The 17,036-nt window shown below is 69.1% G+C and carries 20 protein-coding genes; 11 read left to right on the top strand and 9 right to left on the bottom strand.

Going from position 1 to position 17,036, the window contains the following annotated elements:
- Positions 1–22: 22 nt before the first annotated feature.
- The 3 genes from DMP23_RS38905 to DMP23_RS38895 are packed head-to-tail and all read left to right on the top strand — an operon-like array spanning position 23 to position 1,942.
- A complete protein-coding gene (locus DMP23_RS38905; RefSeq protein WP_337823965.1) occupies positions 23–751 on the top strand; it encodes an SAM-dependent methyltransferase in 729 nt (242 codons plus the stop codon).
- Positions 752–811: 60 nt separating this feature from the next.
- Positions 812–1,207 carry a VOC family protein gene (locus DMP23_RS38900; protein WP_037811038.1) on the top strand — a complete coding sequence of 132 codons (396 nt, stop codon included), beginning with the start codon at positions 812–814 and terminating at the stop codon, positions 1,205–1,207.
- A gap of 21 nt (positions 1,208–1,228) precedes the next feature.
- The gene (locus DMP23_RS38895) at positions 1,229–1,942 is read left to right on the top strand and encodes a nucleotidyltransferase domain-containing protein (protein ID WP_337823964.1); all 714 of its coding nucleotides are present in this window, start codon (positions 1,229–1,231) and stop codon (positions 1,940–1,942) included.
- 380 nt (positions 1,943–2,322) lie between these two features.
- On the opposite strand, the gene DMP23_RS38890 is transcribed toward DMP23_RS38895, so the two are convergent.
- Positions 2,323–3,039, bottom strand: a complete 717-nt coding sequence (locus DMP23_RS38890) for a CDP-alcohol phosphatidyltransferase family protein (RefSeq protein WP_337823963.1) — start codon at positions 3,037–3,039, stop codon at positions 2,323–2,325.
- 33 nt (positions 3,040–3,072) lie between these two features.
- On the opposite strand from DMP23_RS38890, the gene DMP23_RS38885 reads away from it, so the two are divergent.
- Genes DMP23_RS38885 through DMP23_RS38875 form a run of 3 tightly spaced genes read left to right on the top strand, consistent with a single transcriptional unit; the run spans position 3,073 to position 5,191 of the window.
- On the top strand, positions 3,073–4,047 hold the full coding sequence (locus tag DMP23_RS38885) for a zinc-binding alcohol dehydrogenase (RefSeq protein ID WP_037811037.1): 975 nt from the start codon (positions 3,073–3,075) through the stop codon (positions 4,045–4,047).
- An 11-nt stretch (positions 4,048–4,058) separates the two neighbouring features.
- Positions 4,059–4,457, top strand: coding sequence for a 6-pyruvoyl trahydropterin synthase family protein (locus DMP23_RS38880; protein ID WP_037811036.1), 399 nt, complete (start codon positions 4,059–4,061; stop codon positions 4,455–4,457).
- A complete protein-coding gene (locus DMP23_RS38875; RefSeq protein WP_337823962.1) occupies positions 4,454–5,191 on the top strand; it encodes a class I SAM-dependent methyltransferase in 738 nt (245 codons plus the stop codon). Before DMP23_RS38880 ends, DMP23_RS38875 begins: the two co-directional genes overlap by 4 nt.
- Here the strand turns inward: DMP23_RS38875 and DMP23_RS38870 are convergent.
- The 5 genes from DMP23_RS38870 to DMP23_RS38855 form a co-directional block, all read right to left on the bottom strand.
- The gene (locus DMP23_RS38870; protein WP_337823961.1) at positions 5,174–6,139 is read right to left on the bottom strand and encodes a DNA polymerase domain-containing protein; all 966 of its coding nucleotides are present in this window, start codon (positions 6,137–6,139) and stop codon (positions 5,174–5,176) included. The two genes, DMP23_RS38875 and DMP23_RS38870, sit on opposite strands and share 18 nt — an antisense overlap.
- 39 nt (positions 6,140–6,178) lie before the next feature.
- Positions 6,179–6,958 (bottom strand): oxygenase MpaB family protein, encoded by a 780-nt coding sequence (locus DMP23_RS38865; RefSeq protein ID WP_337823960.1) that lies wholly within the window; start codon positions 6,956–6,958, stop codon positions 6,179–6,181.
- Between the two features lie 42 nt (positions 6,959–7,000).
- Complete coding sequence (locus DMP23_RS38860) at positions 7,001–8,044, bottom strand: cytochrome P450 (protein WP_337823959.1); 1,044 nt, start codon at positions 8,042–8,044, stop codon at positions 7,001–7,003.
- Positions 8,045–8,122: 78 nt separating this feature from the next.
- On the bottom strand, positions 8,123–8,200 hold the full coding sequence (locus tag DMP23_RS48135) for a tryptorubin family RiPP precursor (protein ID WP_350539724.1): 78 nt from the start codon (positions 8,198–8,200) through the stop codon (positions 8,123–8,125).
- Between the two features lie 203 nt (positions 8,201–8,403).
- On the bottom strand, positions 8,404–9,279 hold the full coding sequence (locus DMP23_RS38855; RefSeq protein ID WP_337823958.1) for a LysR family transcriptional regulator: 876 nt from the start codon (positions 9,277–9,279) through the stop codon (positions 8,404–8,406).
- A 70-nt stretch (positions 9,280–9,349) separates the two neighbouring features.
- On the opposite strand from DMP23_RS38855, the gene DMP23_RS38850 reads away from it, so the two are divergent.
- The gene (locus tag DMP23_RS38850; protein WP_275290688.1) at positions 9,350–10,492 is read left to right on the top strand and encodes an FAD-binding oxidoreductase; all 1,143 of its coding nucleotides are present in this window, start codon (positions 9,350–9,352) and stop codon (positions 10,490–10,492) included.
- A 1-nt stretch (position 10,493) separates the two neighbouring features.
- Here DMP23_RS38850 and DMP23_RS38845 read toward each other — a convergent pair whose 3' ends face one another.
- Positions 10,494–10,898, bottom strand: a complete 405-nt coding sequence (locus DMP23_RS38845) for a nitroreductase family deazaflavin-dependent oxidoreductase (protein WP_043830655.1) — start codon at positions 10,896–10,898, stop codon at positions 10,494–10,496.
- Between the two features lie 86 nt (positions 10,899–10,984).
- Between DMP23_RS38845 and DMP23_RS38840 the strand changes: the two genes are divergently transcribed.
- Positions 10,985–11,443, top strand: a complete 459-nt coding sequence (locus DMP23_RS38840; protein ID WP_037811026.1) for a MarR family transcriptional regulator — start codon at positions 10,985–10,987, stop codon at positions 11,441–11,443.
- Here the strand turns inward: DMP23_RS38840 and DMP23_RS38835 are convergent.
- Positions 11,429–12,100: a GNAT family N-acetyltransferase gene (locus tag DMP23_RS38835; RefSeq protein ID WP_037811025.1), complete on the bottom strand. Its 672-nt coding sequence runs from the start codon at positions 12,098–12,100 to the stop codon at positions 11,429–11,431. The two genes, DMP23_RS38840 and DMP23_RS38835, sit on opposite strands and share 15 nt — an antisense overlap.
- Before the next feature lie 81 nt (positions 12,101–12,181).
- On the opposite strand from DMP23_RS38835, the gene DMP23_RS38830 reads away from it, so the two are divergent.
- Positions 12,182–13,030, top strand: a complete 849-nt coding sequence (locus DMP23_RS38830) for a PaaX family transcriptional regulator (RefSeq protein WP_037811024.1) — start codon at positions 12,182–12,184, stop codon at positions 13,028–13,030.
- Here the strand turns inward: DMP23_RS38830 and DMP23_RS38825 are convergent.
- Positions 13,020–13,412 carry a RidA family protein gene (locus DMP23_RS38825; protein ID WP_337824488.1) on the bottom strand — a complete coding sequence of 131 codons (393 nt, stop codon included), beginning with the start codon at positions 13,410–13,412 and terminating at the stop codon, positions 13,020–13,022. The two genes, DMP23_RS38830 and DMP23_RS38825, sit on opposite strands and share 11 nt — an antisense overlap.
- 66 nt (positions 13,413–13,478) lie before the next feature.
- Here DMP23_RS38825 and DMP23_RS38820 point away from each other — a divergent pair, with 66 nt between their 5' ends.
- Together DMP23_RS38820 and DMP23_RS38815 are read left to right on the top strand one after the other, a co-directional pair.
- A complete protein-coding gene (locus DMP23_RS38820) occupies positions 13,479–15,830 on the top strand; it encodes a bifunctional salicylyl-CoA 5-hydroxylase/oxidoreductase (protein WP_337823957.1) in 2,352 nt (783 codons plus the stop codon).
- Positions 15,827–16,972, top strand: coding sequence for an acyl-CoA dehydrogenase family protein (locus DMP23_RS38815; protein WP_337823956.1), 1,146 nt, complete (start codon positions 15,827–15,829; stop codon positions 16,970–16,972). The genes DMP23_RS38820 and DMP23_RS38815 overlap by 4 nt, the downstream gene beginning before the upstream one ends.
- The last annotated feature ends 64 nt before the right edge of the window (positions 16,973–17,036 follow it).

The following is a 17,036-nucleotide window of genomic DNA, read 5'->3' as shown; positions in this document are numbered from 1 at the left end:
CGTGCGTGCCAGCGTGGCGCGCGTGAACCGTGAACGACTTTCCGCACTCGCCCACACCCGGCACCCCATCGCGTCCCCGGTCAGCGACGACGAGGTCCAGCGTCTGCTCGAGCGCAGCATCCCGCACGAAGACGCGGTCATCCTGGACCTGGGCTGCGGCGGTGCCGAATGGCTCATCCGCGCTCTCGCCGCGTACCCGAAACTCCGCGCCGTAGGCGTCGACACGTCGGAATTCGCCCTCTCCCGCGCCCGCACCGCCGCGACCGACCGAGGCGTCGCCGACCGTCTGACCCTCCACCAGCAATCCGCCACCGAATTCCCCGCCGCGGCCGAGTTCGACACCGTCCTGTGCATCGGCTCCACCCACGCCTTCGGCGGTTTGCCAGCCACCCTCGCCGCTCTGCGCACCCACGTCCGCCCCGGCGGCCGCGCCCTGATCGGCGACGCCTACTGGGAAGCCGAGCCGACCCCCGCCGCGCTCGAGATCTTCGGCGACCTGCCAGACCTGCCGGAACTCCTCGACCAGGTGATTTCCGCCGGCTGGACGCCGACCCACGGCCACACGAGCACCCGCGCCGAACTGGACGCCTACGAATGGTCGTGGACCGGCAGCCTCACCGAATGGGCCCTGGACCACCCGGAAGACCCGGACCAAGCCGAAGCCCTCACCGCCGCGGCCACGCACCGCGACGAGTGGCTCCGCGACTACCGCGCCTCGTTCGGCTTCGCCTGCGTGGTGGCGCGCGCTTGACAAAACTTCTTGTCAATGCGACGTTCGGACCTGACCCCCACCCCGAGAAAGGGCAGTCCGATGACCGACCTCGTCCCGTTCCTGATGTTCCAGAAGCGCGACGCCGCCGAGGCGATGGCCTTCTACACCTCGCTCTTCCCGGGCGACTCCGTGCTGTCCGAGGAGCGCTACGGCGCGGACGGACCCGGCCCGGAGGGAACGATCGTGATGGCCGAGTTCACCGTCGCCGGACAGCGGGTGCGGTGCAGCGACAGCTTCGTCCAGCACGCCTTCGACTTCACGCCGTCCACATCGCTGTTCGTCACTGTGGACTCGACCGACGAACTGAAGCGGATCTACGAGGCACTCGGCGAAGGCGGCGGAACCCTGATGCCGCTGGACGATTACGGCTTCGGCCCGTTCGCCTGGGTGAACGACCGGTGGGGCGTGTCCTGGCAGTTGAGCGCCAAGGGCTGAGCAATTCGAGAGGGGGATTGCGTGGCTGACCCGCGCGAAGGGGAGCCGGTTGCCGCCGCTGGCGAGATTGCGCGTCGGTTGTTCGCGGACGCCCGGGTCGTGATCGTCGGCGGCAGCGTGCTGACCGACCGGCGGACGCCGATGTCCGATCTCGACCTTGTGGTGGTCACCGGGCCCCGCGACGCCCCGTACCGGCATTCGTTCACCTGGGGAAACTGGCCGGTGGAAGCGCTGGTGCACGACGAAGAAACCTTGCGTGCCCACTGCGCCGACAATCTGGCCCGCCGCTGGGCCGGAATCCCGCGGCTCATTGCCGAGGGCGCGCTCGTGGCCGACCAAGACGGCCTCGGCACCCGGTTGCAGACCGAAATGCGGCACCGGTTGGCCGCCGGACCCGCCGCGGCGACGGCAAGCGAACTCGACGCGCAGCGGTACGGACTCACCGACCTGCTCGACGACCTGACCGGAGCCGACGACCCGGCCGAGATCGCCTTCATCGCCGCTCGGGTGCTGACCAAGTCCGCCCAACTGGCCCTGCTGGCCGGACAACACTGGCAGGGCAGCGGCAAGTGGCTGTGGCGTGAACTGCACGACCACGATCCCGGTCTGGCTGATCAATTGGCCACTGCCTTGCCCGACGCACCACGGCTCGGCGCGGTCGCCCGTGCGGTGCTTGACCGCACAGGCGGACCGCTGCGAGACGGCTACCGGGTCACCGATCCCCGCTGCCCTTGAGCCCGCCCTGGACAGCAAGATACGCGTACGGTTTCTTTTTGCGATTGCTAACCATCACGGATCCGCAGCTCGAGCGCAATTCCCGACGCTATTGACCCAGTGACAGATACCGCGAAGAGAAATACGGACCGGTGACCCACGGACGGGTTAAGCGAGGCTATTCGGACCCCGCTATGGTGGGCATTGGGAGGTTGGCAATCAGCCTGAGGGGGGCCGATACCTCATCCCGTGGGCCAGCCGTTTACCTGCAGTAGTCCCGCTCGGGCGGTGCTGCGGAGGGCGAGCGGCTGGCCCTTTTTTGCCGTAGTGCGGATCAAGCGCCACGACGGTTTCCCGGCACCGAAACCTTGGCTGAAGAAGAATCGCCGCAGCGGAATTCTCTAGGCGGCGCGGTTCCGGTACAACCACCACACGTCGCGCCCGAACGACCAGCTCAAGGTCGCCACCGCAATTCCCGCCAGGACCACTGGCGCGAACCCCGCCACTGCGGCCGTCAGGGCGGTGCCCTGCAGAGCCGCGACTGCCTTCCGGGCTCGGCTGGGGCGCAGTGGGGCACGGAGCCACGGCCACAGCCGGGCCGCAGCGACGAACGCGTAGCGCATCAGGCCGATCGCCAGCACCCATGGGCCGACCGTGGTGGCGGCCAGGACGCTCAGCACCAGGATCAGGAAGGCGTCCGCTTCCATGTCGAAGCGGGCGCCCAGCGCGGAGACGGTTCCGGTGCGGCGGGCGACGTAGCCGTCGAGTGCGTCCAGGGCCAGGGCGACCGCGGCGATGGGGACGATCAAGGTCAGCTGCGGGTGCCCGCCCAGGCGGTCGGCGACCAAAGCGGTCACGGTGCCGATCAGGGCCGCCCGGGCGAGGGTCACCTGGTCGGCCGGGCCCAGCCGGTACACCCTGATTCGCCAGGCGCCCTGCGTGAGCAGCACCAACAAGCCCAGGAGGTAGGCCACGCCGACTGCCCAGCCGGCCGGGCCGAGGCCGGTTGTCACCGTCAGCAGGGTCAGCAGCGCGAGTTGCGCCAGCAGCGCGGGGGCCTGCTGGACGACGGTTGAACCCAGCTCGGCCGGGGTTCGTGTACAGGTGGAGACAGCCATTTCTCCTCGATCCGGCAGCAACGGAGGACAACCTTGACACGGGCGGCGCAGGCCTTCTGGTTCACTTCGGCCGAGGGCGGGGAGCTCCGATCGGCCGAGGTGGCTGCTCCACAAGCCGACGAAGTGCTGGTCCGAACGCGATTTTCGGCGTTGAGCCGCGGCACGGAAAGTCTGGTGCAGCGCGGCGGGGTGCCGGAGAGCCAGCACGACATCATGCGCGCGCCGTATCAGGAGGGCGACTTTCCGTGGCCGGTCAAGTACGGCTACCTGAACGTCGGCGAGGTCCTTTCCGGACCGCCGGAGCTGACCGGCCGCACGGTGTTCTGCCTCTATCCACATCAGACCGAGTACGTCGTGCCCGCGTCGGCGGTCACGGTGGTGCCGGACGACGTCCCGGCGGCGCGGGCGGTGCTCGCCGGCACCATCGAGACCGCGGTGAACGCGCTCTGGGACGCGGCCCCGCTGGTCGGCGACCGGATCGCGGTGGTCGGGGCGGGGATGGTCGGGTGCAGTGTCGCTCGGCTGCTGTCCCGGTTTCCCGGCGTGGACGTCCAGCTCGTCGACCCCGACCCGGACCGCGCCGAGGTCGCGGACGCATTCGGCATCCGGTACGCCACCCCGGAAACCGCGAGCGGCGACCTCGACCTCGTGGTGCACGCCAGCGCGACCGACGCCGGGCTCGCGCGTTCGCTGGAACTGCTGGGTCGCGAGGGCACGGTGGTCGAGCTGAGCTGGTACGGAGACCGTCAGGTGTCGATACCGCTCGGCGAGAACTTCCATTCGCGACGGCTCACCGTACGCAGCAGCCAGGTCGGCACCGTTTCGCCGGCTCGCGCGGCGCGGCGCGATTACGGCGACCGGATGGCGCTGGCGCTGCGGCTGCTCGCGGACCCGGCGTTCGACGCGCTGATCACCAGCGAATCCACTTTCGCCGAGCTGCCGGATGTCGCGGCACGGCTAGCCGATGGAACTCTGCACGGACTGGCTCACCGAATCACCTACCCGTAAAGGAGAACGCGTTGTTCAGTGTCACCGTGCGCGATCACATCATGGTCGCCCACAGTTTCCGCGGCGAGGTTTTCGGCCCGGCGCAGCGCTTGCACGGCGCGACGTTCGTGGTCGACGCGACGTTCCGGCGGTCCGAATTGGACTCGGACAACATCGTCGTCGACATCGGGCTCGCCACTCAGCAGCTCGGCGCGGTGCTCGCGGACCTGAACTACCGGAACCTGGACGACGAACCCGATTTCGCCGGGATCAACACGTCGACGGAATACCTCGCCAAGGTGATCGCCGACCGGCTCGCGGATCGGATCCACGCCGGGGAACTCGGTGAGAACGCGCGCGGGCTGGCCCAGATTTCGGTGACCCTGCACGAATCCCACGCCGCTTCGGCCGGATACGAGCGTTCCTTGTGACCACAGTGGACTCTTCCGGTTACGCGCCGGAATGGCTGCGGCTCAGAGAACCGGCCGACACGGCGGCGCGGGCGGCCGATCTGGTCGCGTTGCTCCCGGCCAGCCCAGCAGTAATTCGGGATCTCGGCTGCGGCACCGGGGCGATGGGACGCTGGCTGTCCGGTCGCCTCCCGAAACCGCAGCGGTGGATTCTGCATGACCAGGACCCGCGGCTGCTCGAGATCGCCGCACGCAGTCTTCCACCGGGGATCAGCGTCGAGACCGAACAGGCCGACGTGACTCGGCTGGACCTGACCGGCACTTCTTTGGTAACGGCTTCCGCTCTGCTGGATCTCCTTACCGGGGAGGAGATCCAGCGATTGGTGAAGTCCTGTGTGGACGCGCAGATCCCAGCGCTGTTCACGTTGTCCGTGACTGGATCGGCTCACCTCACGCCAGCGGACGCGGCAGACGAAGCACTCAACGCCGCCTTCAACGACCATCAACGCCGAGACGGAAAGCTAGGCCCGGAAGCCGCCGCCTTCACCGCAGCGGAGTTCCAACGGCACGGTTGGTCCGTCCACTCCAGACCGTCACCGTGGCAGCTCGGGCCGGAACACCGCGAACTCATCGACACCTGGTACCGCGGATTCGTGGCCGCGGCCCGGGAAGAGCAACCAGACCTGGCGGTACCCGAGGATCGACAGATCACCGAGGTCACCGTGCATCACCAGGATTTACTGGCTCTCCCCTGATTCCCGCCGCGCCCGGGCCCGGCGTTTGCCCTCGTGCATCGCCGCGACCCGGGCGACCGGGATCGTGTGCCCCTCGGCCACGAGATCCGCCGGAAGTTCCTGCGGTTCCGGCAATTCCTCCGCCCACGGGTCGGCACTGCCGAGCAGCTCCACCGCGGTCTTCACGGTGAAATCCGCCGGCGTGACGTTGTCCGCGTCCGCCCAGCGAACCGGGAACGACACCGGCGTGCCCGGCCGGATCCGGGGGCTGTAAACCACCGCCACGGTCGCTCCGCCCGCGCGGGTCGAATCGAGAAACACCTTGCCGTGCCGGTCTTCCCGGATGAACGCCGTGGTCGCCAGCTGCGGATCGATCCGTTCCGCCCGCGCGCCGATCGCCCGGGTCGCCGCCGCTACGTCCTCAAAGGACAGACCGGGAACCAGCGGCACGAACACGTGCACGCCCTTGGAACCGCTGGTCTTCAACGCACCGGCGAGCCCGGCGTCGGACAACGCCTGTCGCACCAGCCGCGCCGCCGCCACCGCGACGCCGAAGTCCGCGCCCTCAGGCGGGTCGAGGTCCATGATCAGGTCAGTCTGGCCGATCGGCTCCACCCGGGTCAGCGCGGGATGCAGTTCGACCGCGCGCTGATTGCCGAACCACAGCAGCGTCCGGCGGTCGTTGCACAGGCCGTAGGTGACTGTCCGTTGTGAACTCTCCGCCCACAGTTTCGCCCGCGGCACCCACTCCGGCGTGTACTTCGGCAGGTTCTTCTGCATGAACGCGTCCTGCCCGCGCAGCACGCGCATCACCGACAGCGGACGGTCGCGCAGCACCGGCAGCAACCGGTCCGAAACGGCGTCGAAGTAGTCGACGAGGTCGCGCTTCGTCGCCCCGGCGTCGGCGAACAGCTCCTGGTCGAGGTTGGTCAGGGAAACCCCTTCGCGCACCTCATCCGGTTTGGCCATACGCCAACCCTTGCCGACCGCAGCATTCCGGTCAACCGCTTAGACGAGCGGTTTCCCCTTGCGCAACCGCCGCCGGAAGTCCGCGAGGCACGCGTCGTAGGGGAACCGCCGCACCCGTACCGGAAGCGGTTCGACCATTCGGCCGATCGCGCGCATCAGCCGATCGAACCGGCGCTGGTCCGCGGCCGACCACGGCAGCCGCATCTGCTCGCGGAACACCTCCGGCAGGAAACCGGTCGTGACGAAGCGGTGGAACCGTCCGAAGAGGAACGAGAACGGCCGCGGCAGGAATTCCAGATTCGCGATGGCGGTGAGGTACTCGCGGAGCCGGTCGTCGATGTCCACTTGAGCCAGTCCGTCCGCCCAGTACGCGGCGAAGTCCTCCGGCCAGTCTTCCGGACGCACCTGCAGCGTCGTGCCCAGCACCGCGGCCTCGGCGTACCACGATTCCGGCGCGGGCCGGCCGAGAAAAGCGCGATGCACGTCCTCGACGCCGTGGGCCAGGCAGGCGGCGACCCACAGCTGCAGCTCCCGGTCGAAAGCCCGGTACCGCACCGGACTCGCCTCAGTCGAGACCACGTGCGCGTGCACCGAATTCACCGCCCGCCGGTACGCCGCACGGTCCGCGTCCGTGCCCAGCACGGCGACCGCGAGGTAGGTGACGGTCGTGCGCGTGCGCTTGAGTGGATGCTTGAACAGATTCCCCGAGTCGACGCGGCTTTCCATCACGCCGTACCCGACCTCGGGCCGGCCCAGCTGCATGATCACGTTCGCGCCGCCCGCGAGCAGGCTGACCCCGAGCACGCCGTCCTGGAGCATCCGTCCAGGGGAACGCCTCCGTTGACACGTTGTCAAGAGCCCTCAGGCGCGCACGACCCGCACGTCCGAAACCTCCAGCAGCCCGTCCAGGTGCACCCGGCCCCGCGTCTGCGCCGGATCGACGACCAGGCCGTCCCGCCGGACCAGGTCGAGGACGCGTTCCGCCAGCGGCAGCACCATGTGCCGGCCCCAGCAGCGTTCGTTGCTGTGCCCGAACGGGAGGTAACCGGGGTGGGTGTCCGGGTCGAGCGAGGCCCAGCGGCCCGGCCGGAACTCGTCCGGCGCGTCCCACAGTTCGGGGTCGCGGTGGCTGAGCAGCGGCAGCAGCAGGACGTCGTCGCCCGGGCCGATCCGGGCGTCCACCTCGGCGAACTCCGGCGAACGCACGCGCAGGATGTTCCACGACGGCGGCAGCAGGCGCAGTGCCTCGTTGAGCACGTACTCGGTGGGCACGTCGTCGTCCAGCGGCGAACTGAGCCACAAAGCGTTCGTGACCAGCGCGGCGACGGTGAAGCAGACCGGCCCGGCCACGCGCCGGTAGAGGTACATCGCGAAGCGGCGCTGGTCGTAGGTATCGGCCTCCAGCACCATCCGCGCCAGAGTGGACAGCGCGACCTCGGGCGCGGGCCGGCCCCAGAGCGCGGCTCCGGCGGCGACCGCCGCCCAGGTGATCTTCGGCGTCAGCTCCAGCCGCCGGTCGACGAGGACCCGGAACCGCCACTGTTCGCGGCCGAACACCAGGTCCCGCAGGTAGTTGTGCGGCACGGCGGGCCACGTCCCGGAGAGATCGGCCTGGCCGAGCGGCTTCTTGAGCGCGGCGCGCACGTCCGCGCCGACCGCGCGCATCAACGCCGACGATTCCGGCCTCGTGACGACCCTGCTGCGGACCGGTTTGAACGTCGGCCGTTCCTCGGCGTTCGCCGGCCGGCTGCGCAGCAAGGCGTCCATCAGCTCGGCCCCGGCGACGCCGACGGTGTCCGGTTCCAGCCGAAAGAAGGATTTCCCCCGATAACGGTCGAACAGTTCTTGAATGCGCGGCGCGAATACCACCTGGCGCACTTTGTTCCGTTCAGCGGGAATGGTCACCGCGCAACTCCTCGTGAGCGGCGGAACGGGCCGGTTCCGGGAAATTCCGGAACCGGCCGGTACCGTTTAATGGGACCGTCAGATCCAGCCGTACCAGGCGTAAGACTTCAGGCTCTTGCTCGGAAGGGCCTTGCGCACGAGACGAACAAGCTTCACGGAAATTCCTCCGTCTTCTCCGAAACTTCGACCGCACTCGCGGCCGCTGCCGACAGTACGACGAATTTCCGGGAATACGCGGCAAGATAACCTGAACGGCCCACTAGCCTGGATGAGTTCGGGAGTTCCCGGTCGTCGGTTCGGGAATTCCGGCCCGAATTCATTGGCGAATCCGAGGCGGCGTCGGTATCCTTCGCCGCTCGCTAAAGCACTGACCGGGCGAACTCGATGAGCACCCGCGCCGCGGGCCCCACCGGCCCGTCGGACCGCCAAGCCAGCGCCAGCTGCCCGCGCAACTCCGGCCGCAACCGCAGGACGTGCAGCTCCTCGGCGTAGTAGCGAGCCAGCGATTCCGGGACCAGCGCCACGCCAAGGCCGCGCATCGCGAGCTTGGCCAGCACGCTCGGGTCGCTGGCCTCGATCGTCACCCGCGAACGCAGCCCGGCCGCGGCGAACCCGCGATCCAGCACACCGCGCATGCCGGTGCCCTTCGGCAGGCAGATCAGCGACCGTTCGGCCAACTCCGCCAAGGTGAGCGAGGCGCGGTCAGCGAACTCGTCACGCAGCGCAGTGACCGCGACCAGCTCCTCGTCGAGCACGATCTGAGTGGTCAACCCAGCGGGCACCCCGTCGGCCAGGCCGATCACCGCGACGTCCAGCCGTCCTTCCCGCAGCGCGTCGACCATCAGGTCGGAATTCGCTTCGCTGAGCGTGATTTCCACTCCCGGGTAGCGTTCCGCGAACCCGGCCAGGAACTCCGGCAGGGCCACGGGTCCGGCGGAGGTCACCATCCCCATCGCGACCTGGCCGCGCACCAACCCCTCGTGCTCGGCGACCGTCTCGCGCACCGCCGCGACCGCGGCGAGCGCCGCCCGGGCGTGCGGCAACGCGGCTTCGCCGACGCCGGTAAGCCGTACCGTGCGCCCGGACCGGTCGAACAACGGCTGCCCCAGCTCGCGTTCCAGCCGCCGGATCTGCGCGCTGACCCCGGGCTGCGCGACGTGCATCCGGGCCGCCGCGCGCGTGAAGTTGGCTTCTTCGGCGACCGCGACGAAGTACTCCAGCTGGTGCAGTTCCATAAGCAGCAATTCTAGCTGCTGGAACTAGTATCTCTTGGACTTATCGTCGAACAGCCAGCACGCTGAAGGCATGCAGACGTTCACCGCAGACCAGCCCGGCTACCGCGAAGAGATCGCCGGGTTCCAGACCGGGATCACCTCTACTCCGCACCTGGTCGTCGCCGCCACCAGCGCCGACGACGTCGCTGCGGCGGTCCGGCTCGCGGCCGAGCGCGACCTGCCGGTTTCCGTGCAGGCGACCGGCCACGGGCTGCGCGCACCGGCCGAGGGCGTGCTGATCTCGACGCGCCGGATGACCGGCGTGACCATCGACCCGGACCGCGCCGTGGCACGCGTCGAAGCCGGAACCACCTGGGGCAGCGTCATCACCGCGGCCGCGGAACACGGACTCGCGCCGCTGAGCGGTTCGTCGCCGGGCGTCGGCGTGGTCGGCTACACCCTCGGCGGCGGTTTCGGCCTCCTCGGCCGGCACTTCGGCCTCGCGTCGGACCGCGTCCGCTCCGCCGAGATCGTCCGTCCCGACGGCACGCGCACGACCGGCCCGCTCGACGCCGGGATCGTGACCGCATTGGAGTTCGAACTCGTGCCGGTGACCACGCTGTACGGCGGCGGACTGTACTTCGACACCGCCAAGATCCCGGACGTCCTGCGCACCTGGCGCGACTGGACCCGCGACCTGCCGGACACCGTCGGCACCTCGGTCGCGATGGTGCCCTACCCGGATCTGCCGATGGTGCCGGAACCGTTGCGGGGCAAGCACATCGCGCACATCCGCGTGGCCTACCTCGGCACCGGCGGAGACCAGCTCGTCGCTCCCCTGCGCGCACTCGGCCCGCTCCAGGAAACGCTGACCACGATGCCGTTCACCGACTCCGGCAAGATCGCCGCGGAGCCGCCGAACCCGCACTCGTACCTCGGCGACAACCGCGTGCTGCCGGAGCTCCGGGACGACGTGCTGAGCGCTGTGCTCGACCACGCCGGCCCGGACGCCCCGGTGCCGACCGTGCTGATCATCGACCTGCTCGGCGGCGCGTACCAGCACTCGTCCGCGCCGGATTTCACCGCCGATTCGCGCTACACCGTGCGCGCGCTGTCGATGGTCGAGCCGGACGCGGCGACCGTGCAGGCCGCGCACGCCAAGCTGTTCGCTCCGCTGGACCCGATGTCGACTGGACGGTTGCGGAGCTTCGTCTACGGACAGCCGCTGGGCTGAGTCAGCGCTCGAGAACGAAGACCGGGATCACGCGTTCGGTCTTCTTCTCGTACTCCGCGAAGCCCTCCGCGTGCTCGACCATCTTGGCGTAGAGGCGGTCGCGCTCGGCGCGGTCGGTGACGAGCTTCGCCTTCGCCGGGAACTTGTCGGTGCCGATCTCGACCGTGACGGCCGGGTTCGCGACGAGGTTGTGATACCAGTCCGGGTTGGTGTCCGCGCCGCCCTTGGACGCGACGATCACGATCCGGTCGCCGTCGGTGGTGTACACCAGCGGGCTGACCCGCTGCTTGCCGCTCTTCGCGCCGGTGTGCGTGATCAGCACCATGTTCTTGCCCTCGAACATGCCGCCGACCTTGCCCGCGTTGGCGCGGAACTCGTCGATGATCTGCTGGTTCCAGTCCGACATCGGAAAACTCCCTGATTGATGATGTAACAACAAACCTAGGATCGCGCGAATCGGGCTGTCAACACACGCGCAGGTACTGTCGCCGCATGGCCACCGAATCCGGCCCGACCGTCGAGGACGGGGTCCGCGAACTGCTGCTTCTCATGCCCCGTCTCGTCGGGCGCGCGAAGCGGACGCCGCCGCCGCCGGAGCTCGACGACGTCGCGCTCGCGCCGCGGCATTTGTCCCTGCTGGCCTATCTGTTGTTCGACGGCCCGATGACGGTCAACGAACTCGCCGCCCGGCTCGAAATCGCGCCCACCACAGCGAGTCTGATGATCGGCGACCTGTCCCGGCAAGGCGTGCTGGAGCGCGCCGAGGACCCGGCCGACCGGCGGCGCACCATCGTGAGCATCCACTCGGACAAGCGGCCCGCCGTCGACGCGTGGCTGGCTCGCGGGGCGAAGGCGTGGGAGGCGGCGTTGTCGCCGTTGAGCCCGGGAGAACGGGCGTTGGTGATCAGGACGTTGCGGACGTACGAGGAGTACGGCTCACGAGGCGACTAGCCACTGCGCTTGCGGTCCCGCGCATTTCCGCGGCCAAGCCGCGTCGTGCTGGTACCACCAGGCTTCGCAGGCCCGTCCGTCCGGCAGCGTGTACTGCGGCGGCCCCGGGACCCGGCGCAGTCCGGCCCCTTCCAGCGAACGGCCGCTCGCGACGTTGCCGACCTCCGCGCCCGCGCGCACCCGCGAAAGCCCGAGATGCTCGTGCGCCAGCACCAGACCGGCAGCGAACAGGTCGCGGCCGAAGCCTTGTCCGCGGTACTCCGGCGCGAGATAGCCGCCGGTTTCCGGGCCGCCGTCCTCCCCCGCGTGCACGCTCACGAGACCGGCGCAGCGGCCCGCCACCAGATCGATCGCGACGACGTCCACCGAATGCGGGTCCGGCGTGGTCCAGTCCGGTCCGGTGCCGGGGACGACGCGCAGCGCCTCGCCGCGCATCGGTTCGGCGACCACGGACTCGGCCAGCCAGCCGAGCCAGCGTTGCGCCGCCGGATCGCTGCCGCCCGCGACCGCCGCCGCGTACTCCCACGCGGTCGGGGTGCGGAAAAGGAACCGGCCGAGCGCGAAGGCGTGTCCCCGGCGGTCGCAGGTGCGCTTCGCCATCAGCCGTCCGCGGCGGGTCAGCCGGCTCACCAAAGGTGCATTGCTCACAAACGCCATCGCGCCGGAAATGCTACCCCGCGCCGGTTGCCCGCCCGTCTGTAGTCGGATTCGCGACGGGCGGCACGGTATGGTGAGCGGGTGACGGCCGTACCGGAAGCAGCCGATGCCGACGGCGGGCGCGCGGCCCAGCCCCGGCACCTCATCGTGTCGGTCTACGGCGTGCATCACCAGGCGGGCGGCGAATGGCTTTCGGTCGCCTCGCTGATCGATCTGCTCGCCGCGGTCGGGGTCGACGAGCCCGCCGTGCGGTCGTCGATTTCCCGGCTCAAACGGCGCGGGGTGCTCGAAGCGGTGCGCCGCGACGGAGCCGCCGGGTACGAATTGTCCGGTACCGCACTGGATTTGCTGCGCGAAGGCGACGAGCGGATCTTCCGCCGGGACCGCGCGAAGCTCGCCGACGGCTGGCTGCTGGCGGTGTTTTCGGTGCCGGAAGCCGAACGGCACAAGCGGCACGTGCTGCGGACGCAGTTGTCGCGGCTCGGCTTCGGCACCGCGTCCTCGGGCGTCTGGATCGCGCCGGCGCACCTGTACGAGGTCACTGTCGGCACCCTGGAGCGACTTGGGCTCGCCGAGTACGCCGACGTGTTCCGCGCGGAGCACCTCGCCTTCGGCGACCCGCGCGAGAAGGTGCGCGAGTGGTGGGACCTGGATCAGCTGGACGAGCTGTACACGGCGTTCCTCGAAGAGCACGAACCGGCGCTGCGCCGGTGGCAGCGCCGCCGCACGACGCCCGGCGACGAAGCGTTCGCCGACTACCTGCGCGTGCTCACCGGCTGGCGGCGGATGCCGTATCTCGACCCGTGCCTGCCCGCCGAATTGCTGCCCGAGGGCTGGTCCGGCATCCGCGCCGCCGAGGTGTTCTTCACGCTGCACGACCGCCTCGAGGAGGCCGCGCGCACGCACCTGCGGCAGGTGCTCAGCGGTTGACCACCGCGTAGCCCTGCACTTCCACCAGCGCCTCGACGTCCCACAGCCGGTTCACGCCGATGCCAGCCATCGCCGGGTAATCCGCGCCCACCAGCCGCTTCCACACGCGGCCGATCTCGCGCGCGTGCGCCTTGTAATCGTCCATGTCGACGATGTAGACGGTCAGGCTGCACAGGTCCGCGGGCTCTCCGCCGGCCGCGCGCAACGCGGCGAGCAGATTGCCGAGCGCGCGCTCGAACTGCTCCACGACGCCGTCGCCGACGATCCGGTTGTCCGCGTCCAGCGCGGTCTGCCCGGCGAGGAACACGAGCCTGCCCTGCGCCGCCACCGCGTGCGAGAACCCCGACGGCTTGCCCAGTTCGGGGGGATTGATCCGCTCCATGCCGGGAGCGTAACCCATCTATCGTCTTCTTGACGACCGTACTTCAGACGACATACCCTGGCTTGCGTGCGGATTTCAGTAGTCGGCGGCGGGCCAGCGGGCCTCTACTTCGCCGTGCTCGCGAAACAACTCGGCCCGGACCACGAGATCACGGTCTGGGAGCGCAACTCGCCTGATGACACGTTCGGCTTCGGCGTCGTCTTCTCCGACGAGACGCTCGGCGGCATCGAGCACGCCGACCCGGCCGTGCACGAGGCGATGAGCCGGGAGTTCGCGCGCTGGGACGACATCGACGTGCACTACCGCGACACCGTGTCCACCTCGGGCGGGCACGGGTTCGCCGCGATGAGCCGCAAACGGCTGCTCGCGATCCTGCAGCAGCGGTGTCGCGAAATGGGCATCGATGTCCGATTCCGCACTGTCGCGCCGGATCCCGCCGAACTGGCCGCTTCGTCGGATCTCGTGGTCGCGGCGGACGGCGTCAACTCCGCGGTGCGCACGGCGTTCGCCGATTCGTTCCGGCCGAGCGTCGAGACCCGGCAGTGCCGCTACATCTGGCTCGGCACCGACCTCGTGTTCGACGCGTTCAAGTTCTACGTGCTCGAAACCCCGCACGGCATCATGCAGGTCCACGGCTATCCGTACGGCCGCGACGGCAGCACGTTCATCCTGGAGATGCACGAGGACGTGTGGCAGCGGGCATTCGGGCCGATCGCCGCCACCGGACTCGGCCCGGGCGAAAGCGACGAGAAGTCGATCGAGCTGATCCGCGAGCTGTGCGGCGACATTTTCGACGGACATCAGTTGCTGGCCAACAACTCCAAGTGGGCCACCTTCGGCACTGTCCGCTGCGACAGCTGGGTCCACGACAATGTCGTGCTGCTCGGCGATGCGGCGCACACCGCGCATTTCTCCATCGGATCGGGCACGAAGCTCGCGATGGAGGACGCGCTCGCGCTCGCCGCGTGCCTGCACGAACAGCCGAGTGTTCCGGAAGCCCTTGCCGCGTATGAAGAAGAGCGACGTCCGGTCGTCGCTTCCACGCAGCGTGCGGCGCAGGCGAGCCTGGAGTGGTTCGAGAATCTGGCTCAGTACACGCATCAGGAACCGGAGCAGTTCGCGTTCAACCTGCTTACCCGCAGCCGTCGCGTCACGTACGACAACCTGAAGCTGCGGGACAAGGAATTCGCTGCCTCGCTGGATAAGTGGTTCGCCGATTCGCTCGGCGCCTCCGTCGCGCCGCCGATGTTCCAGCCGGTGCGGATCGGTTCGCTGGAATTGCCGAACCGGATCGTCGTGTCGCCGATGGACATGTACTCCGCGGTCGACGGCGTGCCCGGCGAATTCCACTTGGTGCACCTGGGAAGCAAGGCACTCGGCGGGGCCGGGATGGTCATGACCGAGATGATCTGCGTGTCCGCCGAAGGCCGGATCACGCCAGGTTGCCCCGGGTTGTACAACTCCGAGCAGGAAGCCGCGTGGAAGCGGATCGTCGAGTTCGTGCACCGCGAAACCCCGGCGAAGATCGGGTTGCAGCTGGGGCATTCCGGCCGCAAGGGCTCCACGAAACTGATGTGGGAAGGCATCGACGACCCGCTGCCGGAGGGCAACTGGGAAGTCTGCGCGCCGTCCGCCCTGCCGTACTCGCCGAACAACCAGACGCCGCGCGAGCTGTCCGTCGCCGAACTGGGCGAGATCAAGGACCAGTTCGTGTCGGCCGCGGAAGCCGCCGCGCGCGCTGGGTTCGATCTGCTGGAACTGCACTGTGCGCACGGATATCTGCTGTCGTCCTTCCTGTCCCCGCTCACCAACCAGCGCACCGATTCCTACGGCGGCTCCCCGGAAAACCGGCTGCGCTTCCCGCTGGAAGTCTTCGACGCGGTCCGCGCCGTGTGGCCGGCCGACCGTCCGCTGACCGTCCGGATCTCCGCCACCGACTGGTTCGAGGGCGGCAACGACGCCGACGAAGCCGTGGCCATCGCACAAGCTTTTGCCGAGCATGGCGCGGCCGCGATCGACGTGTCGACCGGCCAGGTGGTCAGCGAGGAGAAGCCGAAGTTCGGCCGCAGCTACCAAACTCCGTACGCCGACCGGATCCGCAACGAAGTCGGCCGCCGCTACGGCACCGCGGTGATCGCCGTGGGAGCGATTTCCTCTTACGACGACGTGAACTCGCTCATCCTGGCGGGTCGAGCTGACCTGTGTGCACTCGGCCGCACCCACCTGTTCAATCCACAATGGACCCTGCACGCGGCCGCCGCGCAGGAGTATCCGGTGGCGTGGCCGAAGCAGTGGGCAGCGGGCAAACGCCCGCCGCAGACCGGCCGCACCGACGGTCCGGAACCCCGCCTCGACCTGGTCCGCACCGGCGGCCACCAGACCGCCCATGCCCGCTGGCGACCGGAGGACGCCCGATGAACGCTTTCGCTTTCACTCCGGAACAGACCGCGTACGCCGCTTCCGTCCGGAAAATCGCCGCCGAACAGCTCGTCGAACTGGCCGCCGCCGGTGCTGAAGGCGCGGTAAACCGTCCGCTGCTCAAGGCGATGGGCTCACACGGTTTGCTCGCCCGACTGTTCCCCGGGGTCGAAAGCGGACAGCCGACCCGGCAAGCCGCCGCCACCGATCTGTGCCTGCTGCGCGAAGCCCTCGCCACCCAAAGCACCGAAGCCGAGACCGCTTTGGCGTTGCAGGGCTTGGGCAGCTACCCGGTACTCCAGTCCGGTTTGAACGAACAGGTCCAGCGCTGGCTCCCCGCCGTCGCCGCCGGTGACGCCGTCGCCGCGTTCGCACTGACCGAACCGGACGCGGGATCCGACGCCGCCGCATTGCAGCTCGCCGCCGAACCGGACGGGGACGGCTGGCGGCTCACCGGCACGAAAATGTGGATCTCGAACGCCCCGGAAGCCGACTTCTACACAGTCTTCGCCCGCACCACTCCCGACGCCGGATCACGCGGCGTCAGCGCCTTCGTCGTCCCCGGCGACCGCGCAGGACTCAGCGGCGAGCACCTGGATTTGGTGAGCCCGCACCCCATCGGCACGGTGGTATTCGACGGTGTCCGAGTGAATCGCGACGAACTGCTCGGGGAGGAGAACCGCGGTTTCGCCGTAGCCATGCGGACGTTGGACTTGTTCCGGCCGAGCGTCGGCGCTTTCGCGGTCGGCATGGCGCAAGCCGCCCTCGACGCGACCGTGGAGTACACGGCTTCGCGCGAAGCATTCGGCGGCCCGTTGGTGAAACAGCAGACCGTGGCGCACACGCTGGCCGAAATGGCGACGCGGACCGAAGCCGGCCGTCTGCTGGTGTACGCCGCGGCGGCCGCTTACGACGCGGGCGAGCAGAACCTGGCCGGTCGCGCGGCAATGGCGAAGTTGTTCGCGACCGAGACCGCGCAATACGTCGTGGATCAAGCGGTGCAATTGCACGGCGCACGAGCACTGCGGCGGGGACATTTGCTGGAGCATCTCTACCGCGAGGTCCGGGCACCGCGCATTTACGAAGGCGCGTCCGAGATCCAGCGGACGATCATCGCGCGGTCGTTGCAGCGGCGCGGATGAGCCGTCGCGCCGCCTGCTGGTTTTCTGACCAGCAGGCGGCGCGGACACCACCCTATTCAGCCAA

The organism is Amycolatopsis sp. A1MSW2902 (assembly GCF_017312175.1).
Classification (GTDB): Bacteria; Actinomycetota; Actinomycetes; order Mycobacteriales; family Pseudonocardiaceae; genus Amycolatopsis; species Amycolatopsis nivea.
The sequence above is the reverse complement of the archived record's forward strand: the minus strand, read 5'-3'. Positions and strand labels throughout refer to the sequence as shown.